Raw genomic sequence first — 19,590 nt, 5'->3', positions numbered from 1 at the left:
ATAAAATACAAAAAACTGTATATATGTCAGTCTTTTGTCTAATCTAGTATGGCTAATATCAATAAGGTTAGCCTGCTCGGTAACTATAAATTTTCCTACTACTAACAAGTTATAAATAATAGGTAAAAACATGACGGTTGCAGATAACCAACATTCAGTTCTACTTGAAAATGTCTATCAACTAATTAATAAAAAGGTCGCGCCTGATCGAATTGAACAGGTCACAAATTTCTCCAAAATACTCTTCAAGAATATTGCTCATGATGATTTAGATAATCGCACTGAGGACAACCTGTATGGTGCAACCTTGAGTTTGTGGAATCAGTTTGTGGATTATCAAGGTGATGCACCATTTATTCGCGCTTTTAATCCAGCCATCAGTAAACATGGTTGGCAATCAACGCATACTATCGTAGAAATCATTGTTACGGATATGCCATTTTTAGTGGATTCAGTGCGAATGGCACTGAATAAAATGGGAATAACAGCGCACTTGTTATTGCATTGTCCTATTGGACTGATGCGAGATGAACAACATACATTTGTTTCCTTTGAAAATTCAAATAATAAAAAGAAAGAAGTTCTCAGACAAACTGTATTCCTGATTGAGGTAGACCGACAAACATCAAAACTTGCTTTAGAGCAACTTAAGGATGAGCTGATGTCAGTGGTGAATGATGTTTCTATGGCTGTGCAAGATTGGCAACCTATGCGAACCCGTTTACGCACTATTATTGAGGAATTTAAAACCAGTTACTGTCCCATTTCGGTAGAGCAAAAAAAACAAACTGAAACATTTTTGGCATGGCTTAATGATCATAATTTCACATTAATGGGATACCGTTCGTATAGTGCCAAAGGGATAAAAGGGGATTACCGTTGGGTAGCCGATAATGATTCCAGTCTAGGCTTAATGAAAAACTCAAAAACTAATCGTGATAGAATTTTGTCGAATATTCCCCCTTCAGCTAGAGAAGAAGCATTAAGTAAAAATCCATTAATGCTAACTAAAACTAATTCACGCTCTAGAGTTCATCGACCTGCTTATTTAGATTACGTAGGCATTAAGCGTTTTGATGAAGCAGGTAAAGTTATCGGTGAAGACCGATTTATCGGATTATATTCAGCTTCATTTTATAATAGCAGTGCAACACAATTACCCGTATTACAGGAAAAAATTGATGCGATTTCTGAATTGTCTGGTTTTGATCCTGGCTCACATGGACATAAAGCATTTCTAAATATTATTGAAACCTATCCTCGAGATGAATTATTGCAAGGCAGTGTAAAAGAACTCGGAAAGATTGTATTAGGCATTTTTCAAATGCAAGAGCGAGGTATTTCTAGACTATTTGCACGCAAGGATGTGTTCGGCCGTTTTGTGTCATGCATGGTGTTTGTACCTAGAGAGCGCTACAACACTCAGTTGCGAAAAGACACTCAGGTACTGTTAAAAAAATCATTTGCTAGTGAAGAAGAGGTTGAATTTACCACTTATTTTTCAGAGTCTGTATATGCGAGAACGCATTACATTGCCAGAGTGAAAAACAATAACGCGGAATATAATGTGAAGGATATCGAAAAAAACATCATCGAATTGAATAAAAGCTGGGATGACAGATTAGCCAACACTATTCGTAATAATCATGGCGAAGCTAAAGGTAAAAGACTTGAACAGAGATATGTCAATGCCTTTCCTAGCAGTTATAAAGAATACAATTTGCCTAGTGCTGCATTAGTAGATATCGAAAAACTCGAGTTACTCAATACTGAACATACTTTAGACATGTTGTTCTACAGACCTCAAGAGGAAGGGCCTGAAAGCAAAGCCGTTAGGTTAAAACTATTTCATAAGAATGAGCCTATCCATTTGTCTGCAGTATTGCCTATGCTTGAAAATTTTGGTTTACGTGTCATAGATGAAAGTCCTTTTAAGATAAGTCCTAATGAAGAAAAAGTTAACTGGATCATGGATTTCTCGATGCTACATAATACCAGTAATGATATGGATATGGGGCAAGCACAGATGTTGTTTCAAACAGCGTTTTCAGAGGTATGGTACAAGGCTTTAGAAGATGACCCGTTTAACCGTTTAGTTTTAGGTGCAGGGCTAACTGGCAGGAATGTAACTATCTTGCGTTCTTACGCAAAATATATGCGTCAAATAGGTACATCCTTTAGTCGTGATTACATTGCAAACACCTTAGCAAACTATCCAAAAATCGCTACTTTGCTGGTTCAATTATTTCATCAAAAATTTGACCCAAAAGTTAAGCGTAGTAGCAAGATTGAAGATACAACGCTTATCACTATTAAAGAACAATTAGACAACGTTTCTAATTTAGATGACGACAGGATTATTCGTCGTTACTTGGATTTGATTTTGGCCACACTTCGCACCAACTTTTATCAAAAAGATGAATTGGGTAATCAAAAACCTTATATTTCATACAAAATGTTACCTGAACTTATACCAGAGATGCCATTACCTCGACCAAAATTTGAAATCTTTGTATACTCACCTCGAGTCGAAGGTGTCCATCTAAGAGGCGGCAAAGTAGCACGAGGTGGATTACGTTGGTCAGATAGACAAGAAGATTTTAGAACAGAAATTTTAGGCCTAGTTAAAGCCCAACAAGTTAAAAATACTGTGATTGTGCCAGTTGGAGCCAAAGGTGGATTTGTTTGTAAAAGCTTACCTATGGATCAGGGCCGAGAAGCGTTTCAAAAAGAAGGCCAAGAATGTTACAAAATATTCATCCGAAGCTTATTGGATATCACCGATAACATAGTTGAAGGTAAGGTTGTTCATCCAAAAGATGTGGTCAGGTTAGATGAAGATGACGCTTATTTGGTTGTAGCTGCAGATAAGGGAACAGCAACGTTCTCAGATATTGCGAACAGTATTTCTGACGAGTTCAATTTTTGGTTAGGTGATGCGTTTGCCTCTGGCGGCAGTATTGGTTACGACCATAAAAAAATGGGAATTACCGCAAAAGGCGCCTGGGAATCTGTTAAACGTCATTTCAGAGAAATGGATATAGATTGTCAAACTACAGATTTTAGTTGTGTCGCAATAGGCGATATGGCGGGTGATGTGTTTGGAAACGGTATGTTGTTATCCTCACACACTAAATTAATTTGTGCTTTTAACCATTTACATATCTTTTTTGACCCTAGTCCAAATATTGAGACCTCATATAAAGAAAGAAATCGATTATTTGAAAATCCTTCTCTGAGCTGGGACGATTATGACAGAACGCTTATCTCAAAAGGTGGAGATATTTTTAGTCGTTCGGCTAAATCAATTAAACTAACACCAGAAATGAAAAAGTGGCTGGGCACTAAACAGCAAAGTATGACACCGAATGAACTTATTCATAACGTTCTAAAAATGCCTGTTGATTTACTCTGGAATGGGGGTATTGGTACTTATCTTAAAAGCACCAAAGAAACTCATGCTCAGGTAGGTGATCGTGCCAATGATGACGTACGAGTTAATGGTAATCAATTACAGGCAAAAATAATTGGTGAAGGTGGAAACTTAGGCGCAACACAACTTGGACGTATAGAATTTGCAGCAAATGGAGGTAAGGTAAACACCGATTTTGTTGATAATGTGGGTGGGGTGGATTGTTCAGACAATGAAGTTAACATCAAGATTCTCCTTAACTCTTTAGTGAATGCGGGTGATTTAACGATTAAACAACGCAACAAAATACTTTATGAAATGACGGATGAAGTGGGTGAGTTGGTTATTCAAGATTGTTACCGTCAAACCGAGTCCATATCCATCTCTGCATTAGGTGGAGTAGGTCAATTAAGAGAGCAGTTACGTTTTATCCATGGTTTAGAACGTGAAGGGTACTTAAACAGAGAACTAGAATTTATTCCTGCCGATGATGAGATTTCTGAAAGACTAGCGAAGTCTTCAGGTTTAACCAGACCTGAGTTATCAGTACTGATTGCTTATGGAAAAATGGTTATGAAAGAGAAATTTAATGTCGCTTCGATTACTGATAATCCATATCACGGAAAATTATTAATTGAAGCTTTCCCTAAAAAGCTTCAAGAAAACTTTTCTGCGCAGATGCAGCTGCACCCGCTTAGAAGCGAGATCATTGCTACAAAATTAACTAATAATATCATTAACGATATGGGCATGAACTATGTCTTTAGGATCCAAGAAGAAACAGGGGCTGGAGTTGATGAGGTAGCCACAGCTTATTCTGTAGTTAAAGGCATTTTTGGGATGCAAAGTTTGTGGGAAGAGATCGAGAATTTAGACAATAAAGTATCCTCAGAAGTGCAATTACGTATGCTCGACAGCATGCGAAGAACCTTACGTCGTGCATCTAGATGGTATCTGCGTCACGGTATTAAGACCTTAAGTATTCAAGATTCAATTGACAGTTATCGTTCTACTTTCGATGACTTGTTCGCGAATATTCAGGATTATTTGGTAGAAAGCGAATATGAACAACTTGAAAGCGCTACCCGTGCACTGAAAAATGCTGGTGTACCAGATTCAATTGCATACCGCGTTTCGTCACTTAGCAATATGTTCCCTTGTATGGACTTAGCTCAAGTTGCAGAATCTGATAAACGCGATATAAAACTGGTCTCTAATTTATACTTTAAATTAGGTTCAAAACTTGAATTACATTGGTTCTTGTCTCAAATTGATGGTCAAGCAGTGAGTAATCATTGGCAAGCATTAGCGCGGGCTTCGTATCGCGAAGAGCTCGATTGGCAGCAAAGATCGATTACTGCAGTGTTGTTAGCATCCGATCCAAAGAATAAAGACGCAGAATCAATTCTAAATAATTGGATGCTCAATAACCAAGTTCTACTCGATCGCTGGTATCATATGATGTCTGAATTTAAAACCAGTAGTACACATGAGTTTGCTAAGTTTTCAGTTGCCCTTAGGGAGTTAATGCTGCTGTGCATCAACGCCAACAACTGACAATAGGGCTTATCTATTTTAGCCCTTATATTTAACAATGCCCTGGTTTTCGTTAATACGTTCCAGGGCTTTTTTATGATTAAAGAGAAATTATGTATTCCATCATTCAAAAATTATTGTTCACCCAAGATCCTGAGTGGAGCCATGACCTTACTATTAACTGGCTGAAGCGCACTCAACACAACCTTCTAAATTGTGTATACAAACAAAACTTAGCTGAAAAACCGGTGCAAGCGTTGGGGTTAACGTTTAAAAATCCTGTTGGACTAGCCGCAGGTTTAGATAAAAACGGAGAATGCATTGATGCATTCGCAGCCATGGGTTTTGGTTATATTGAAATCGGAACCGTCACCCCTAAACCTCAACTTGGTAATGACAAACCTAGAATGTTTCGATTACCTAAAGGGCAGGCCATTATTAATCGTATGGGTTTTAATAATAAGGGAGTAGACAATTTAATTGAAAACGTTAAGAACGCAAAATACACGGGTATCTTAGGCATCAATATTGGTAAAAATAAAGATACACCAGAAGAGCAGGCACTGAATGACTACCTAATTTGCCTACGTAAAGTTTACAACTATGCCAGTTATATTACCGTTAATATCTCTTCACCCAACACCCCAGGATTACGGAACTTACAACATGGGCAAGCTCTAGATGCGCTGTTAGCAGGTCTTAAGAATGAACAAAAATTATTAGCCACACAGTATGCTAAATATGTACCGATCCTCATAAAGATCGCACCTGATCTTTCAGACCAAGAAATTGTCGACATGTCAAATTCCTTGATCAACGCACAGATCGACGGCGTTATTGCAACCAACACTACTCTAGATAGAACCGAAGTCCTAGGACAGAAATATTCAGAAGAAATGGGAGGTCTGAGTGGCGCAGTACTAAACGCTAAAAGCCTTGCTGTGACTGAGAAGCTGGTCGAATCGATCGCAGGTAGGATAACGGTTATAGGGGTAGGGGGTATTCATTCCGCTGAGTCAGCAAAAGCCAGGATCAACGCTGGATCAAATTTGATCCAACTGTACACATCTTTGATCTACCAAGGGCCAAAAGTGATCAGGGAGATCGTGGATTCTATATAATGATCCTGCGAAGATCTGCTTCTTTTAGACTAATTAAAAAGGTAAAAAAACGCCCAAAGGCTAAAAACATATGTTATTTTTTTAATGGTGATTAACAACAGAGATTATTCAGTTATATGCTGCACCCCATGTCAGATTGGTATTGGTTTTCTGAAAATAGACAACTCATGTTGTCTATGGGAGAAGAGTGGCAGTGTACAACTGCATACGGACAACAACAGATTATAGATTTACCAAAGTCGCAGCAGTTATTTAATTTATCTGATATGGAGTGTTACCTATTACTAGCTGAGCATTTAGTTGCAAGTGGTGGCCAATTTTCAGATGCGCAACTCACGCACATTTTAATCAATGCCACTGCAGCGACAATGTTTCACAAACCGGTGTCACCTAAAAGCTGGTTTTTAGATGAAATAGAATCTTTCGGTTTTCATCACCGGTTAGCCAGAGTCGTCAATAAATTTAATACTGGTGTGGTATTGGTGTTGACCGATGAACACAATTTAGCCACTTGCATGTTGATCTCTTCGAAGCTACAGCTGAATGAAAACAAATTTCTAAGACAGTTTGATTTAATTAAGTTAGCAAAAAACCGTCTTGAACCCTTATTGGCCGAAACCAGCTCCCAGCTGACTGCATGACTATTTTCAAGTTTCTTATTATCTCTAGATAAGGCTTGCTGTAAACAATAAATATCCGCTTCTTTTAAATGTCGATTAAACATGCGCTTAGTCGACATTTACCGTATAATCGCGCCCGTTTTAAATTATGAGTATCCTGAGCCGCACTATGAGTCTATGTATGTCGTCCGAAACTAATTTCGAATTTTTAATTACTACGTCTAAGGGCTTAGACGGGTTGCTATTAGAAGAAATAGCAGAGATATGCCCAGACGTGGCACTAAAATCTAAACCCGGACAAGTATTGTTTAGCGGCGAACTCGCTGACGCATATAAAGTCTGTATTTGGTCGCGCTTGGCAAACCGAGTATTAGTCAAGCTTGCAGAGGGTGAGGTTAATACTGCAGACGATGTATACAAAGTCACTGACCAAGCAAACTGGCCAACTCATTTTGGTGTAGACGATACATTTATGGTTGACTTTACAGGTACTAACCAAAGCATCAATAATACCCAGTTCGGTGGGTTAAGAGTGAAAGATGCCATAGTTGACCAATTCTCGACTTTTTTCGATGTCCGTCCTTCTGTCAGTAAAGTATCTCCAGACATTAGAATTCAAGCCCGTATGTGGCGGAGCATATTGGGTGTATATATCGATTTAACCGGCCAAAGCTTACATCAAAGGCACTATCGCTCTAAAACAGGTATCGCGCCGGTGAAAGAACATTTAGCCTGTGCCATGCTAATTAGAAGCGGATGGCCTAAGAATATGCAATCACCATTGATAGACCCTATGTGTGGTTCTGGCACCATTGCGATAGAAGCAGCTATGATGGCAACCAATATCGCGCCAGGATTAAAACGCGAGTCCTGGGGATTTGATGCGTGGAAACAACATGATAAGGCTAGCTGGGACAATTTAATACAAGATGCTGAACAGGCCAGGCAGACTCATAACGGTATTATTTGGGCAAATGATATTGAAAGTTCGATAATTTCGGTTGCCAGAGAAAATGCTGAATCAGCGGGTGTTGTAGACCTAATCAAATTTACTCAACAAGATGCCTGTACTTTACCATCAGCAGATTTGCCTAGTGGTTACATTGTCAGTAACCCTCCTTACGGTGAACGGTTGAGCGAAACTACCCAACTGATTCCAATTTTCCAGAAATGGGGGAGTTGGTTAAAACAAGAATTTAAGACTTGGCATCTTTCGTTATTGACATCTGACCGTGACTTGTTGCGACAGATGAAATTAGCAGCTAAAAAAGATTACAAATTAATGAACGGTAAATTGGAATGTTTATTAGTTAACTTTGAATTGGATGAAAAAAATTGCCAGGTACGAGAGAATAAAACGGTCAATAATGATTTTTCTAACCGCCTATCTAAAAATTTGGTAAAAACCAATAAATGGTTAAAAAATCAAAACACTAATTGTTATCGCATCTATGATGCTGATTTGCCTGAATATAATGTTGCCGTGGATAGATATGCAGACTACTTAGTTGTGCAGGAATATTCAGCACCTAAAGATGTACCTGAACACAAGGCTAAAAGGCGTGTACAAGAAGTAATGATGGCTTTGCCTCAGGTAACAGGAATTAATTCTAACAAGATTATTCTGAAAGTCAGAGAGCAACAAAAAGGTACAAACCAATATCAGAAAGTATCAGAGCGTAAAGAAACGGTAGAAGTGTTTGAAAACGGCGCTAAATTTCAAGTCAATTTATATGATTACTTGGATACGGGGTTATTTATAGATCACAGAGTGACACGTCAATTATTCCAACAGAAATCTAAGTCTAAAGACGTTCTGAATTTGTTTGCCTACACCGGTAGTTTCTCTGTGCATGCTGCTTTAGGTGGTGCAAAATCTGTGACCACTGTTGACATGTCGAATACTTATATTGATTGGGCAAAAGAGAATTTCAAAATCAATAAGTTAACTGGCGCTTATGAGTTTATACAAGCCGACTGTTTGACATGGCTTAACCGACACAATGGTAAATATGATTTAATGTTTATTGATCCCCCGTCTTTCTCTAATTCAAAACGAATGGAAGGAACATGGGATGTACAAAGAGACCATATTGCGTTGCTTACAGACGCATTAACATGCCTCAATCCTGGTGGAGAAATTTTGTTTTCGAACAACTTGCGCCAGTTTAAGTTAGACGAAGCTGCATTGGTTGCGTTGGGATTGAATATTGAAGATATTTCTAAGCAAACTTTGCCTGAAGATTTTCAACGTAACCCTAAAATTCATCACTGTTGGTCTCTAGTTAAACAATAGGGTGTGTTAAGTTGTGGTTTTAATTTTATATACAGGCCAAGGTTGTAGCCTTTGCGAACAAGCCGAGAGTCTACTTGAAAAAGTAGACAAAAGTGCGGCGTCCATCGTTAAAAAAGTGGATGTGCGTGCCAGCTCTGATTTGTACCATTTATATGGTGCTCGAATTCCGGTTTTGTATCGCGAAGATATACAAAGTGAATTGCCTTGGCCATTCGATTCTTTTCAATTAGGTGAGTTTTTACGTTGAGTTTATTGCAGTTAAAAAATGCCAGTATCATCCTTGGTCATCCTCCTTTACTAAATGGTATAGAGTTAGTCATTCATCCCGGTGAAAGATTATGTCTAGTAGGCCGCAATGGTTGCGGAAAATCCACTCTTCTCAAAGTCATTGAAGCAGATATCAAGCTCGACGACGGTCAACGTTTAGTGAACAAAGAAGTAAAAATTTCTCGTTTGCCACAAGACCCGCCTGCAAGTGTGGAATGCAGTCTGTTTGATTATGTAGCAGAAGGGCTTGCCGAAGTCGGGGAGTATCTTAAAGGCTATTTTCATACGGCTGACTTGGTTGCTGAAGACCCCTCTGATGCCAATATGGCTAAACTTGAGTTCTTTCAACAACAACTTGATCACCACAATGGCTGGCAGCTTGAACAACGTATACAGCAGGTTTTGACTAAGCTGCAGCTTGATCCAAATCAACAACTGAGCAATTTATCTGGTGGTTGGAGGAGAAAAGCGGCTTTAGCTAAAGCTATGGCGAGTGAGCCAGATATTCTTTTATTAGATGAGCCTACCAACCACCTTGATATTGATATGATCAAGTGGCTTGAAGATGCCATTCTTGGATATGCTGGCGCGGTGGTATTTGTTAGCCATGACAGAGCGTTTATTCGAAAAGTCGCCAGTCGTATAATCGATTTAGATCGAGGTAATTTAGTCAGTTATCCTGGAAATTATCAGGCCTACCTTGATCAAAAAGCCCATGACTTAGAAGTTGAAGAAACCCAGAATGCGTTATTTGATAAGAAGTTAAGTATAGAAGAAACATGGATAAGACAAGGTGTAAAAGCCCGCCGTACGAGGAACGAAGGTCGAGTACGTGCGCTTAAGGCATTAAGAACAGAACGTTCGCAAAGAGCTAACAAATTAGGGACGGCGAAAGTCAGCGTTAGCGAATCGAAGAGTTCTGGAAAGATTGTTTTTGAAACAGAGAATTTACATTACATTATTGCCGACAAGCTGATTGTTGAATCACTTACAACGACTATCCAAAGGGGCGAAAAATTAGCCTTGGTTGGTCCAAATGGTTGTGGTAAAAGTACCTTAATAAAATTGTTACTAGGCCAATTATCACCCACATCGGGTGAAGTAAAGTCAGGCTCAAAACTTGAAGTGGCATATTTTGACCAGCATCGTGACCAGTTAGATGGCGAGCTTAAAGTCATTGACGCAATTGCTGATGGAAGACGAGAAGTGACCATAAATGGCAAGACAAAACATGTCATGAGTTATTTACAAGACTATTTGTTTACGCCTGAAAGAGTGAATTCACCTGTTAAATCGTTATCAGGCGGTGAAAAGAATCGCTTGTTGTTAGCAAAGTTGATGTTAAGACCAAGCAATATGCTTATTCTGGATGAACCAACAAATGACTTAGATGTAGAAACCTTAGAATTGTTGGAAGATACTATATGTAATTACCCTGGCACAGTTATTTTGGTTAGCCACGATAGAGAATTTGTTGATAATGTGGTTACGTCCAGTTATTTCTTCGAAGGCAATGGCATAGTAAGAGAGTTTGTAGGGGGGTGCACCGATATTAGTGATTGGTACTCGCAGCAATTGACACAAAAAGTCACACCAGTTGCAACTAAATCTCAATCACATAGTCCTAAAAGCAGTTCGCCAGAGGTAAAAGGTAAAAAGTTGTCATATAAGTTGCAACTTGAATTAGAATCGTTACCTTTAAAAATTGAGACTCTTGAGCTCCATGTCGAAAGTCTTCAGAAATTAGTGAACGACCCAAATTTCTTTACACAAGAGGCGTCAAAATCAGACCCAGTACTTGCGGATTTAGCTGAATCAGAAAAAGCGCTAAAACTTACGTATGAAAGGTGGGATGAGATTGAAGGTATGTTCTAATAGAAGATAACCAAAAATAGACATTACAAATTAACATATTAGCAGTAAGTAGGATTATTTATACATGACTAAAACAAGGCTGTACGCCGCATTATCTTTAGCCCTTTTGGTAACACCTGTTAGCCAAGCCGCTAAGTACAGAGTAGTTGAATTACCTGTTGCAGGTGAAGGACGAAATAGTTTCCCTAGTGCAATCAACGAAGATGGCAATATCACGGTAAATGTGAGAAACCCTTACAATATTCCGATTGATCTAGATTTATTGGATTTTGAATCAGACGCGTTAATTAATGGTTTAACAGATGTTGAATCAGCCAGTAACGGTGACTTCAATATTACTGACTATGAACTGCTACTTGGGTTAATTAGGTCCGCAGACGGTTCGCAAAGTGCTCAACAAATTGCTGATACCGTTAGTTTTTTAGCCTCGGAAAATGACTCAAATTATATTTCTGGTTTTGACCAGCTTTCTGAACAAGATAATCAATTTTCGTTAAGTACCACTTCTATTGCTCGAGATCTGAATGACTCAGGTTTTATAGTAGGCAGTGGTGATGGGTTTTACAATAAAATTGATTACACGTTAGCTAGCGGTGTTGACATAAACCTTGTTGTGCATGAGTTTGGTACACGTGGATTTGTTAGTTTTGCCGATACGGTTATTGGTTTGCCAGCGCCAGACACAACTGCAGGTGGTTTTAGTGACGCCTTTGGGATTAATGAGAGTAACCAAGTGGCAGGTTATGGTTCTTCTTTATTTTTATCTGACACCTTACAAACAGCGATTACCGACTGTAAAAATGATGAATTAGTTGATGATGAAGATCCGGACACTCAGGATTTTCCCCTAAGAGGCGATATTCCAGTTGAATCTTGTATCAGTAATATTGTTGACTCATTTACTAATTCTCCCTCTACGTTCTCTCAACTGAGAGGATTAATTTGGCAACTAGATGGCCAAGGGAACTTGTTAAATACTAAAGTGTTAGGATTGTTGTTTGAGCCAGAAGCAGGTGATGAAAAATATTATCGCAGTCAATCTTTTGCGATTAATGATAACGGATTAGCTGTAGGTATTTCAAACGAACCATACATTCTAAACGGTGAAACAGTAACTCAAAATGGTATCCCAATTACCCTTAGTTATGCTGTGATATTCGATGGAGATGAAGTGATTAATATTACGCCAGATCCAGAAGACATAACAACCACTATTAGTACAGCGCAAGATATCAATAACAATAATTTAGTTGTGGGTTATCAGATAAAATCTGTCAATGGAACAAGTAGAACCAAGTTCTTTATTTACGATATGAACTTAGCCGAGTTAACTTTTCCAAATGACTTTTTCTTAGGCTCTTCCAGTGTTGCTTTAGATATTAATAACAATGATTTAGTTGTAGGTTATGGAGAAGTCGATGCGTCTCTAACTGGACGTCGTACTGAAGGTTTCTTATATGATCATGCTGCCAAACAGTTTTATGCTGCACGAGACCTCATCAGTTGCGATTCTCCTTACACCATAGTTCAAGCCAATAGCATCAATGATAAAGGCGAAATAGGCGCGACGGCTCTTTATCAAGGGCCCGCAAAAGATTCAAGAGGTGAAGTGAGACTTGATTCAACAGGTAGTGAAACAATTATTGATTTAGTTGTGGCCGTTAAATTAGAACCAATTACAGGTGGTGAAGTAGAAAATTGTGATGCCCCGGCCGATGATGTAAACAGGGATAGACAAGGAGCAAGTGTTTCTTGGATATTCTTATTTGGATTAGGAATATTAGGTTGGAGACGCTTTAAAAATCGGCTCTAGTTTGCCTAGCATTTAATCAGATTAGACCGCCTTATGGCGGTTTTTTTGTTTTCAGCGTAGTGAAAATTTTATTATTACCAATAGTCATAAAGTAGTCGTTTTATATTCAAATATAATTTATAGACAAAAAACACAATTATTCAAACAGTTAAATAATGTCAAATTAAAAAAATCACATTTATTATTGAACCAAAGCCTAAATTCAACTATCTCTATTACGTGGTTATCATGAGTTATTGACCACAAGTCATTAATCATTCAATAGAGGAAACCCAATGAAGCGACAAAAGAGAGATAAACTTTCAAGAGCACATTCTAAAGGTTACCAAGCAGGCATTACAGGCCGCTCAAAAGAGCATTGCCCATTTCAGTCAACTAATGTGCGATCTGAATGGTTAGGAGGATGGCGAGAGGCCATTGGAGATAGAAGTATAGGACTAGCCAGTCGTTAAAAAATAAGCCCCATCAGGGGCTTTAATTTTTTGTGAGCGTGAATTTACATTAAAAGTTACTGGTATCTTGAAATAAACCTACTTTTAAGTCTTTCGCTTCGTAAATTACTCTACCGTCTACTGCAACCGTGCCGTCACCTAAACCCATAAACAATTTACGCTTGATGACACGTTTTAAATCAATGCGATAGGTTACTTTTTTAGCAGTAGGTAACACTTGCCCTTTAAATTTAACTTCACCCACACCCAAAGCTCTACCTTTGCCTGGGCCACCTGACCAACCCAAGAAAAACCCAACTAATTGCCACATTGCATCTAAGCCTAAGCAACCAGGCATTACAGGGTCGCCTGGAAAATGGCATGCAAAGAACCAAAGGTCGGGTGTGATATCAAGCTCTGCTACAATATATCCTTTGTCGTGGCTACCACCGGTTTCATGAATTTCGACAATGCGATCCATCATCAACATATTAGGTGCTGGAAGTTGGCTATTTCCCGGCCCAAATAATTCGCCAGTGCTACAAGATAAAAGTTCTTCTTTTGTGAAACTATTTTGTTGTTCTGTCATTCTATATACTGCCTAAATAATCTGAGGTGGGTAATTTAGCGAACACTTGTACGCTAAACAACTCTGAACAGTGATATATTTTAACTTTTGACTAATTTAATCCTCAACAAATGAATATTACTACAATATGACCATACCAAAACGCAGTGCTAACGCTGAGAAACAAAAACGTTTTCGAGACAAACAAAAAGACAAGGGTAAAAAACAAGTCAGGGGATATGTAACGCCTCAGGCTATGGATTGTTACAAAGAATTGTCTGATAAAACTAAATGGACCGACAGTGAAATGTTATCCAATGCGTTACGTATAACCTATGCAGCCTATAAGTGTGGCCAAATTAAGCTTTTAAATGAATGGCTTAAGGATCATAATAAATAATATGAGAGATTTTTCAAGTAATAGTTTTAGCAGAAATTATGAGATTGATTTACTTAGAGGCTTAGCCATTGTGCTAATGGTTATTTTCCATTTTAGTTATGACTTAACGGTTTTTGGCTGGGCGGATTTCAGCACCAGTAAAGATATTGAATGGAGAATATTCAGAACAATTATCGTGAGCAGCTTTTTATTGGCTGTGGGCATGAGCAGTTATTTGGCATATCGAAAATCTATCAACAAAAAAAACTGGCTAAGGCGGTGGCTAAACTTTTTGCTGTTTCACTGTTTATCACCCTTGGTAGTCTTTTTATGCATCCGAGTACATGGGTGTACTTTGGCATAATCCATTTTATTACCTTAGCATTACCCATATCAGTGATATTTGTCCGCGCCCCAAACGTTGCCTTTGTGATCGGTATAGCATGCATAGTGGGCTACGCGATTGGTATAGTAAACTTAACTCCCATCTGGGAGTGGAGTGTTTTACATCTAGGTATACCTACACGAACCGTCGACCTAGTAAGCTTTTTTCCTTGGATTGGAGTGGTATTGATTGGTGTATTTGTGATGCATAAAGCGCTTTTTCAGATTAAAGTTAAATCGAATAGGGTTTTAAATAAATTGGTTTTTTTAGGTCAACATTCGTTGCTTATTTATTTAATACATCAGCCTATTTTGTATGGTTTATTTGGTTTGGCGGATATGATGTTAGGGCGATAATCATTAACTAATACACTAAAGTGGATAAATTAGGGACGACCGGTCTATTTATCCACTGTTTTGAAGGTCTTTACCTTGTTCAAGACTGTTTATTAAGTTCAAGACTGTTTATTAAGTTCAAGACTGTTTACTAAGTTCAAGACTGTTTACTAAGTTCAAGACTGTTTACTTCGCCCAAGACTGTTTAATGAAGCTTCAACTTTGCTCCCACTATATTGCTTAATTTTCGGCTCAGTAACACTAACAACCCTTTACGCCAGCCATGTACCGAAAATTGGTGCATGTTGTATAACGAAACATAAACCAATCTTGCAAGTCGACCTTCGATAAACATACTGCTATTACTTAAGCTACCCATCAGACTGCCAACGGTGCTGTATTTACTCAAATGTACCAAAGATCCGTAGTCTGTATAACGGTAATGTACCAACGGTTTCGACTTAATAATATTTTTCAAATTGATGGCTGCAACACCCGCCATTTGGTGAGCAGATTGAGCGCGGGGAGGGACCCAAGTACCGTCTTCTTGTTTAAATCCACAACAATCGCCAATGACAAATATTTGGTCGCTAACGGTACTCTGTAAATTTGCATTGACTAATATTTGCTGCGCTCTATTAGTTTCAAAGAAATTTAGATTTTGTATGAAGTCAGGGGCTTTAACGCCTGCAGCCCAAACTAATAAATCAGCTTCAATCAATACTTCCTCTTTGGTAACAAATCCCTCTTTTTGTGCTTTGATTATTCGAGTGCCTTCCAAAACGTGAATACCGAGTTTTGTTAAAGCGCTCTTTGCCGAGTTTGCAATTTTTACAGGTAAAGCTGGTAATATGCGTTCACCCGCTTCAATTATAGTAATAACTAGGCGCTTTGATGACATTTTGGGCATGCCATAAGAACGCGCTAAATTAGCGACATGATGCAATTCTGCCGCTAGTTCTGTCCCGGTTGCACCACCGCCCACGATAGCCACTTTTAAAGTACTGGATAAGTCAGATTGTTGATTAATTCTCAGTAATTGATTTAGCAATGCTTTATGAAATCGTTCAGCCTGAGCTAACGAGTCGAGGAAATATGCATTTTTAGTGACGCCTGGTGTGCCAAAGTCATTACTGACGCTGCCGATAGCTAATACCAGAAAATCATAGCTAATCTCTCTGTTAGGTATTAGAACTTCGTCTTGCTCATCGAGTATCGGATCGAGTTTTATGAGCTTATTCTTATGGTCGATATCACTCATGGTGCCAAGTTGAAATTGATAGTTATGCCTAGCAGCGTGAATACGATAATCCACACCATCTGAGTTTTTATCAATCACACCTGCCGCTACCTCGTGCAGAAGAGGTTTCCATACATGCGTTGGCTGTCGGTCAACTAATATGATTTCGGCCAAGCCTTTTTTGCCTAATGTTTGACTTAAGCGGCTAACGAGTTCCAGGCCACCTGCGCCGCCACCTACAATAACGATTTTCTGCATGTTGGTTCCCTAAAAGTAATATAAAGATAGGCCGTTTGAATTTGCAAAGGTATTAGGTTTTAAGGATATATCCGTATTAAAAATACAGTAACTTCAAATCAATAACGTAATATAAATATCATGCACAAATCCTTTATAGCTGTCTAGTCACTTATATCTGGGTTTAGACTCTTTGTGATTGTACTAATCAATACTGTGCGGCATATTCCTAAAATAACCTAGGGCTTAGCAACAGGTTCAAGTCTTAATTTATATCAATATAGGCAATTAAATAAAAGATATGATTTCAGTACTTTATAGCATTAGCACGCGTATTTGATACAAACACAACCGCATGACTCATACATGTCGGCTAAAACTCAATGTGAGCTCACTATGCAAAAAAACACCCTACTGGCCGAAGAAGAACGATACAAGATTTATGAAGGCGTAACAGAAAAACGGTCACATCGCGAAATTACCGCTCAGCCAAGTAAACATCACAGCAACGTTTCCAGAGGAGTTTTACATGATAAAAGACTCACGCTTGCGACTGATATCTGCGCTATGTAATAGTTATGAAGTGTAATAAATAAAATTTTAAGCTTGGTTTATTACATCCAGTACTTTTTTAATAAGAGTGTCTGCTATAAAAGGTTTTTCTATGAAATCCATGGTCTCAGCTTGCATTGCCCGAACCGCCTCGGATAAATCACTACCTGATGATAAAACAATGGTGGGTAACCTAACGCCTAAGTTGTTAATATGTTCTAGCAACGTTATGCCGTCCATATTAGGTAAATTGACTTCAATAATTAAGCAAGCTGCTCTGCTTCTTAATTTTGCTTTAAGAAAATCTTCAGCTGAGTCAAACACCTCAGCTACTAAGTTATTGAGTTTAAACAGTTTTGTAAGTGATCGTTGTAAATTATGATCACCATCTACTATGTATACAATCTGTTTTTCAAGAGTTTTAATATTGAGCACCATTAAGAACTAAATAATACGTTAGACATATTTTGAGGTCTAACTATTCATAATCGTGCTTATCGATGTCAATGTGGCATACAGCAATAAGCATTTGTACGTATATTAACTGCTAATTATTCAGTAGAGGAGGCATCAATCACCATTTTAACGAGTTCTGCAAGAGACTTAACTTCCATTTTTTCCATTACATGAGCACGATGAACTTCTATTGTCCTTTGGCTAAGATTAAGTTCAACGGCAATCACCTTGTTGGCTTTGCCTGTTACTATGGCATTCAGAATTTGAGTCTCTCGATGAGCGAGTGAGGCTAACTTAGTCTGAGTCTGTTCAACTTTATCGAGACGTTTTTGGTCTCTCTGGTTAACTTGTAGTGCTTTTTGAATCGCATCTATTAGAACTTGTTCTCTAAAAGGTTTTTGAATAAATTCAGTCGCACCATTTTTCATTGCTTCTACTGCTGTTGGCACATCTCCATGACCAGTCACAAAAACAATTGGCATACGACAGCCCATTTTTTCAAGCCTATGTTGACATTCTATGCCACTAATAAACGGCATTCTAATATCTAATAAAATACAGCCATTGTTTTTATCAAACGAGGCTTCACTATAAGCATCTAAAAATAATTGGACATCCTTGTAACAAGTGTTAACCAATCCAATGCTGTCAAGCAACATACCAACTGAATCCAATACTGCTTCATCATCGTCGACCACATGCACCATGGGTGGTGAAGACAGATGCTTGATTTGATCTTTTTGCATACTATTTCTCGATATCTTTTTGGCTGTCAGAAATGGCTGGTAAACTAAAAGAGAAAATACAACCTGATGGCCTGCCTGGGCCAAAGTATATTCTTCCTCCATGCGCATGAATGATCGTTTGACTCACGGCTAAACCCATTCCCATTCCTGTTTCTTTGGTGGTGAAAAAAGGGTTAAATATGCTACTGCCTGTTTCCACATCTATTCCGTGACCGTAATCAATAACCGACACCTCAATCATCACATCTGATAACCATTGGCTGTGGATATGCAGTGGAGCTCCTTTTATATGCTCCATGGCATCTATGCCGTTGCGGATTAGGTTAAGTAACACCTGCTGGATTTGCACTGGGTCAGCTATCAGTTGCGGCTTATTATGGTGACATAACTCTAGTATTATCTCGTGGTTAAGGATACGCGTGTCTACCTTTGCCAAATTGACCGTCTCACGTATCAGCTCATTAAGATCAACCAATTCCCTTTGTGTAACCCGCTTTTTCACAAATGTTCTCAATCGATTGATTACCTCGCTGGCGCGAATGGCTTGATTACAAATCTTGTCTAGCGCAGCGACTACCTTTAGTTCGTTTTCTTGTGAGGCTGATTGTAAAAGTCGTTTTGATGCTTGGGCATAATTCGATATGGCAGAAAGAGGTTGATTCATTTCGTGGGCAATGCCTGCTGCTAACTCCCCCATAGAACTTAACCTAGAAGCATGAGATAAACGCTCTCTACTTTGCCTTGCCTTGCCTCATTTCTGTCACGTTCTTGTTCAGAGATATCTCGAATGATACCGACAAACTGTATGTGGCTTGAACCTTTTACTTCTCCAACACTTAAAAATATAGGGAATTCTTCACCATTAGATTTTTTGCCTCTGACTTCTCTGCCTTTACCAATTATTTTTGGTTCACCAGAGGCCAAATAGGAAGATAAATATTTGTCATGTTCAACACTAAATGAGGGGGCATTAACATTTTTATATTTTTACCAAAAACGTCTTGTTGAGAGTACCCAAACATCTTCCGAGCAGCACTATTAAAAAGCTCGACATTGCCTTTTCCATCAATAATGACTAAAGCGTCAACTGCAGCGTCAAGTAATGCAATCAACTTCTCGTTCGCATCTTTAATCGTCCCTTGACTACTGGACTTATCTGACAATACTTGGTTCGAAATTGACTTATCAGATTCAAGCATTAACAACATCCTTATAAGTAATTTACGAGTTATTCCGGATATTTTGTGTTGTTATTTACGGTATATGATTTAACCCAAGAGTAAATGTGGCAGCTAGACAATTAAGCTTTATGTCAGTTGAT

General features: G+C 38.5%; 15 protein-coding genes and 2 pseudogenes. 11 read left to right on the top strand and 6 right to left on the bottom strand.

From position 1 onward, the window contains the following. Window positions 1–130: 130 nt before the first annotated feature. From C427_RS12135 to rmf, 8 genes are all read left to right on the top strand, one after another. On the top strand, window positions 131–4,969 hold the full coding sequence (locus C427_RS12135; protein WP_007635651.1) for an NAD-glutamate dehydrogenase: 4,839 nt from the start codon (window positions 131–133) through the stop codon (window positions 4,967–4,969). Between the two features lie 92 nt (window positions 4,970–5,061). Beyond that, entirely contained in the window at window positions 5,062–6,069 is a 1,008-nt protein-coding gene (pyrD, locus tag C427_RS12130) for a quinone-dependent dihydroorotate dehydrogenase (RefSeq protein WP_007635650.1), read from the top strand. Between the two features lie 128 nt (window positions 6,070–6,197). After that, window positions 6,198–6,710 carry a cell division protein ZapC domain-containing protein gene (locus C427_RS12125; protein ID WP_007635649.1) on the top strand — a complete coding sequence of 171 codons (513 nt, stop codon included), beginning with the start codon at window positions 6,198–6,200 and terminating at the stop codon, window positions 6,708–6,710. A 160-nt stretch (window positions 6,711–6,870) separates the two neighbouring features. After that, complete coding sequence (gene rlmKL, locus C427_RS12120) at window positions 6,871–8,985, top strand: bifunctional 23S rRNA (guanine(2069)-N(7))-methyltransferase RlmK/23S rRNA (guanine(2445)-N(2))-methyltransferase RlmL (protein ID WP_081588969.1); 2,115 nt, start codon at window positions 6,871–6,873, stop codon at window positions 8,983–8,985. Between the two features lie 13 nt (window positions 8,986–8,998). Beyond that, window positions 8,999–9,232, top strand: a complete 234-nt coding sequence (locus tag C427_RS12115; RefSeq protein ID WP_007635646.1) for a glutaredoxin family protein — start codon at window positions 8,999–9,001, stop codon at window positions 9,230–9,232. Then, a complete protein-coding gene (gene uup / locus C427_RS12110; RefSeq protein WP_007635643.1) occupies window positions 9,229–11,127 on the top strand; it encodes an ATP-binding cassette ATPase Uup in 1,899 nt (632 codons plus the stop codon). The genes C427_RS12115 and uup overlap by 4 nt, the downstream gene beginning before the upstream one ends. A gap of 64 nt (window positions 11,128–11,191) precedes the next feature. After that, window positions 11,192–12,940: a DUF3466 family protein gene (locus C427_RS12105; protein ID WP_007635642.1), complete on the top strand. Its 1,749-nt coding sequence runs from the start codon at window positions 11,192–11,194 to the stop codon at window positions 12,938–12,940. Window positions 12,941–13,215: 275 nt separating this feature from the next. Beyond that, complete coding sequence (gene rmf / locus C427_RS12100; RefSeq protein WP_007635640.1) at window positions 13,216–13,392, top strand: ribosome modulation factor; 177 nt, start codon at window positions 13,216–13,218, stop codon at window positions 13,390–13,392. Between the two features lie 49 nt (window positions 13,393–13,441). Here the strand turns inward: rmf and fabA are convergent, their stop codons facing one another. Then, on the bottom strand, window positions 13,442–13,960 hold the full coding sequence (gene fabA, locus C427_RS12095; protein ID WP_007635638.1) for a 3-hydroxyacyl-[acyl-carrier-protein] dehydratase FabA: 519 nt from the start codon (window positions 13,958–13,960) through the stop codon (window positions 13,442–13,444). Window positions 13,961–14,087: 127 nt separating this feature from the next. On the opposite strand from fabA, the gene C427_RS12090 reads away from it, so the two are divergent. Both C427_RS12090 and C427_RS28835 read left to right on the top strand, forming a co-directional pair. Then, window positions 14,088–14,339, top strand: a complete 252-nt coding sequence (locus tag C427_RS12090; RefSeq protein ID WP_007635636.1) for a hypothetical protein — start codon at window positions 14,088–14,090, stop codon at window positions 14,337–14,339. After that, window positions 14,311–15,059 (top strand): annotated as a pseudogene (locus C427_RS28835) (DUF1624 domain-containing protein). The gene C427_RS12090 and the pseudogene C427_RS28835 overlap by 29 nt, the downstream one beginning before the upstream one ends. Window positions 15,060–15,243: 184 nt before the next feature. Here C427_RS28835 and C427_RS12080 read toward each other — a convergent pair. Then, window positions 15,244–16,536 (bottom strand): NAD(P)/FAD-dependent oxidoreductase, encoded by a 1,293-nt coding sequence (locus C427_RS12080; protein WP_007635632.1) that lies wholly within the window; start codon window positions 16,534–16,536, stop codon window positions 15,244–15,246. 345 nt (window positions 16,537–16,881) lie between these two features. Here C427_RS12080 and C427_RS12075 point away from each other — a divergent pair, with 345 nt between their 5' ends. Next, entirely contained in the window at window positions 16,882–17,088 is a 207-nt protein-coding gene (locus tag C427_RS12075) for a hypothetical protein (RefSeq protein ID WP_007635630.1), read from the top strand. A 27-nt stretch (window positions 17,089–17,115) separates the two neighbouring features. On the opposite strand, the gene C427_RS12070 is transcribed toward C427_RS12075, so the two are convergent. The 4 genes and pseudogenes from C427_RS12070 to C427_RS28535 all read right to left on the bottom strand — a co-directional run bounded on the left by C427_RS12070 (window position 17,116) and on the right by C427_RS28535 (window position 19,468). Continuing rightward, a complete protein-coding gene (locus C427_RS12070) occupies window positions 17,116–17,505 on the bottom strand; it encodes a response regulator transcription factor (protein WP_007635628.1) in 390 nt (129 codons plus the stop codon). Between the two features lie 113 nt (window positions 17,506–17,618). Continuing rightward, window positions 17,619–18,269: a response regulator transcription factor gene (locus C427_RS12065; protein WP_007635627.1), complete on the bottom strand. Its 651-nt coding sequence runs from the start codon at window positions 18,267–18,269 to the stop codon at window positions 17,619–17,621. 1 nt (window position 18,270) lies between these two features. Next, window positions 18,271–18,966 carry a sensor histidine kinase gene (locus C427_RS28540; RefSeq protein WP_015430894.1) on the bottom strand — a complete coding sequence of 232 codons (696 nt, stop codon included), beginning with the start codon at window positions 18,964–18,966 and terminating at the stop codon, window positions 18,271–18,273. A 5-nt stretch (window positions 18,967–18,971) separates the two neighbouring features. Continuing rightward, a pseudogene (locus C427_RS28535) lies at window positions 18,972–19,468 on the bottom strand (PAS domain S-box protein). Window positions 19,469–19,590 lie beyond the last annotated feature (122 nt).

It is taken from the genome of Paraglaciecola psychrophila 170 (genome assembly GCF_000347635.1).
GTDB lineage: Bacteria > Pseudomonadota > Gammaproteobacteria > Enterobacterales > Alteromonadaceae > Paraglaciecola > Paraglaciecola psychrophila.
Note: the sequence above shows the minus strand (reverse complement) of the source record. Positions and strands in the feature narration are given on the sequence as shown.